4 protein-coding genes are annotated in these 2618 nt (G+C 72.0%); 2 read left to right on the top strand and 2 right to left on the bottom strand.

All coding sequences use genetic code 11. The features are described 5' to 3' along the window. Positions 1 to 842 (bottom strand): S1 RNA-binding domain-containing protein (locus ACXVGS_RS18975; protein WP_458538223.1); only part of this gene is annotated, 842 nt, incomplete at its 3' end. Positions 843 to 981: 139 nt separating this feature from the next. Between ACXVGS_RS18975 and ACXVGS_RS18970 the strand changes: the two genes are divergently transcribed. Beyond that, positions 982 to 1836 (top strand): class I SAM-dependent methyltransferase, encoded by an 855-nt coding sequence (locus tag ACXVGS_RS18970; RefSeq protein ID WP_458538222.1) that lies wholly within the window; start codon positions 982 to 984, stop codon positions 1834 to 1836. A 58-nt stretch (positions 1837 to 1894) separates the two neighbouring features. After that, positions 1895 to 2275 carry a hypothetical protein gene (locus ACXVGS_RS18965; protein ID WP_458538221.1) on the top strand — a complete coding sequence of 127 codons (381 nt, stop codon included), beginning with the start codon at positions 1895 to 1897 and terminating at the stop codon, positions 2273 to 2275. 54 nt (positions 2276 to 2329) lie between these two features. Here ACXVGS_RS18965 and ACXVGS_RS18960 read toward each other — a convergent pair. Beyond that, positions 2330 to 2618: hypothetical protein (locus ACXVGS_RS18960; RefSeq protein WP_458538220.1), on the bottom strand; the 289-nt coding region annotated here is incomplete at its 5' end.

Genomic DNA, 2618 nt, shown 5'->3' with positions numbered 1-2618 from the left:
GTCGCCTTCAGCGACAGGGAGACACGCTCGCGGTCCATGTCCACGTCGAGCACCTCGACGGTGACCTCCTGGCCCACCTCGACGACCTCGGACGGGTGGTCGATGTGCTTCCAGGACAGCTCGGAGACGTGCACCAGGCCGTCGACGCCACCGAGGTCGACGAACGCACCGAAGTTGACGATGCTGCTGACGACGCCGGAGCGGACCTGACCCTTCTGGAGCTCCTTGAGGAACGTGGTGCGCACCTCGGACTGGGTCTGCTCGAGCCACGCACGGCGGGACAGGACCACGTTGTTGCGGTTCTTGTCCAGCTCGATGATCTTGGCCTCGATCTCCTTGCCCACGTAGGGCTGGAGGTCGCGGACACGACGCATCTCGACGAGGGACGCCGGCAGGAAGCCGCGCAGGCCGATGTCGAGGATGAGGCCACCCTTGACGACCTCGATGACGGTGCCGGTGACGACGCCGTCCTCCTCCTTGACCTTCTCGATCGTGCCCCAGGCGCGCTCGTACTGCGCACGCTTCTTGGACAGGATCAGGCGGCCTTCCTTGTCCTCCTTCTGGAGGACCAGGGCCTCGACCTCATCGCCCACGGAAACGACCTCGGCCGGGTCGACGTCGTGCTTGATGGAGAGCTCGCGGGAGGGGATGACACCCTCGGTCTTGTAGCCGATGTCGAGCAGGACCTCGTCCCGGTCGACCTTGACGATGACACCCTCGACGATGTCGCCGTCGTTGAAGTGCTTGATCGTCGCGTCGATGGCGGCGAGCAGCTCCTCCTCAGACCCGATGTCGTTGATCGCGATCTGCGGGGTGGCCTTCTCAGCCGTGGTGGCAGTCATGTAGTGGGAACTCCGATGGTGGACAGATATCGATGGGAATGCACGTCCGGCCGCCGTGACGTGACCGGACGCACACAGATGTGCTCGTCCACCTTACCGATGCCGTCTCGCACAGGTCAAAGCAGGGCAGGATAGCGCCGTGACCGATGATCTCGAGGCGTTTGAGCAGGTGGGTCGGCGTGCCGCGGACCAGGAGGAGACGGTCCGGGCCAACCGGTCGTGGTGGGACGACGAGGCGGTCGGGTACTACGCCGAGCACGGCGTGTTCCTCGGCGACACCGACTTCGTCTGGGGCCCCGAGGGCGTGCGGGAGGAGGAGCTGCACCTGCTCGGCGACGTCCGCGGGAAGCGGGTCCTGGAGATCGGCGCCGGGGCCGCCCAGTGCTCCCGGTACCTCGCGGGGCTGGGGGCGCAGGTCGTGGCCAGCGACCTGTCCGGCGGCATGCTGCGCCAGGGCCGTGCGATCGACGCGACGGCGGTGCCGGAGCTGGGGGCGCCGACGCAGGGGGCGCCGGCACCCCGGCCGCCCGTCCCGCTGGTGCAGTGCGACGCCGCCGCCCTCCCCTTCGGTGACGAGGCGTTCGACACCGTGTTCACGGCATACGGCGTCGTGCCGTTCGTCGCGGACTCGGCGCTGGTGATGCGCGAGTGCGCCCGGGTGCTGCGCCCCGGTGGGCGCCTCGTCTTCTCGACCACGCACCCGATCCGCTGGGCGTTCGCGGACGACCCCGGCCCGGAGGGGCTGGTGGCCCGCCTGCCGTACTTCGACCGCACCCCCTACGTCGAGGCCGACGCCGCCGGCCGGGCGACCTATGTCGAGCACCACCGCACCCTTGGGGACCGCGTGCGCGAGCTGACCGCGGCCGGGCTGCGCCTGGTCGACCTCGTCGAGCCGGAGTGGCCCGAGACCAACGGCCAGGAGTGGGGCGGCTGGAGCCCGCTGCGGGGCGCGATCATCCCCGGCACGGCGATCTTCGTGGCCGAGAGGCCCTGACCCGGGCGGCTGCGCCGAATCGCCCCGGCCGTCGGCCCGGTGCTGCCACACTCCTGACGTGGCAGGACAGCCGCTCAAGCCTTCACCGGGGTCGCGCAGCCGGTCCGCCTTCCTGTGGGCGGGCGGCTTCGGCACCCTGGGCGCGCTGGCCCTCGGCGGGGTGGCCCTGCTCAACTGGGCCGCGGCGACGGTGGGCCTGTTCCTCGTGCAGGTCGCGCTGCCGGACAGCGGCGCCAGCCTGGACAACGCCCGGCTCCTGACAGCCGCGGTCTGCGCGATCGCCGCCTGCCTCGCCGTGGCGCTCGGCGGCGGGTGGCGGCTCTCCCCCGAGGACGCCCTGCTGCCCCCGGCGCTCACCGGCGCCCTGTGGGGTCTGGCGGGGACCGCCGCGGGGTACGCCGTGCTCTGGCTGGCGCTCGGCTACAACCCGCTCGGGTAGCCGCTGTGCACCCGGCTCCGACCTGGTGCCCAGTACGCCGCGAACCGCGCTCCGTCAGGCCAGGTTTCGCGGAGGAACGGGCGCCAGGTCGGGTGCCGCGACACGGCGGACGCGGTGACGACCGCGCAGTGGGGCGGCCTGCACCCGCAGCAGGCGGGGCACGGCCGCCAGCACGGCGAGCGGCCCGTAGCCGCCGATCACGGGGCAGGCCAGGATGAGCGCCGGCGCCAGCAGCCAGGCCCGGCCGCCGCGCGCGGCAAACAGGCAGACCCCGAGGGCCACGAGCAGGCGCAGCCCGACGCTGCCCCCGTGCCCCCCGGCGGTCCGGGCCAGGAACTGCACC

Source organism: Oryzihumus sp. (assembly GCF_054325275.1).
The sequence above is the reverse complement of the archived record's forward strand: the minus strand, read 5'-3'. Positions and strand labels throughout refer to the sequence as shown.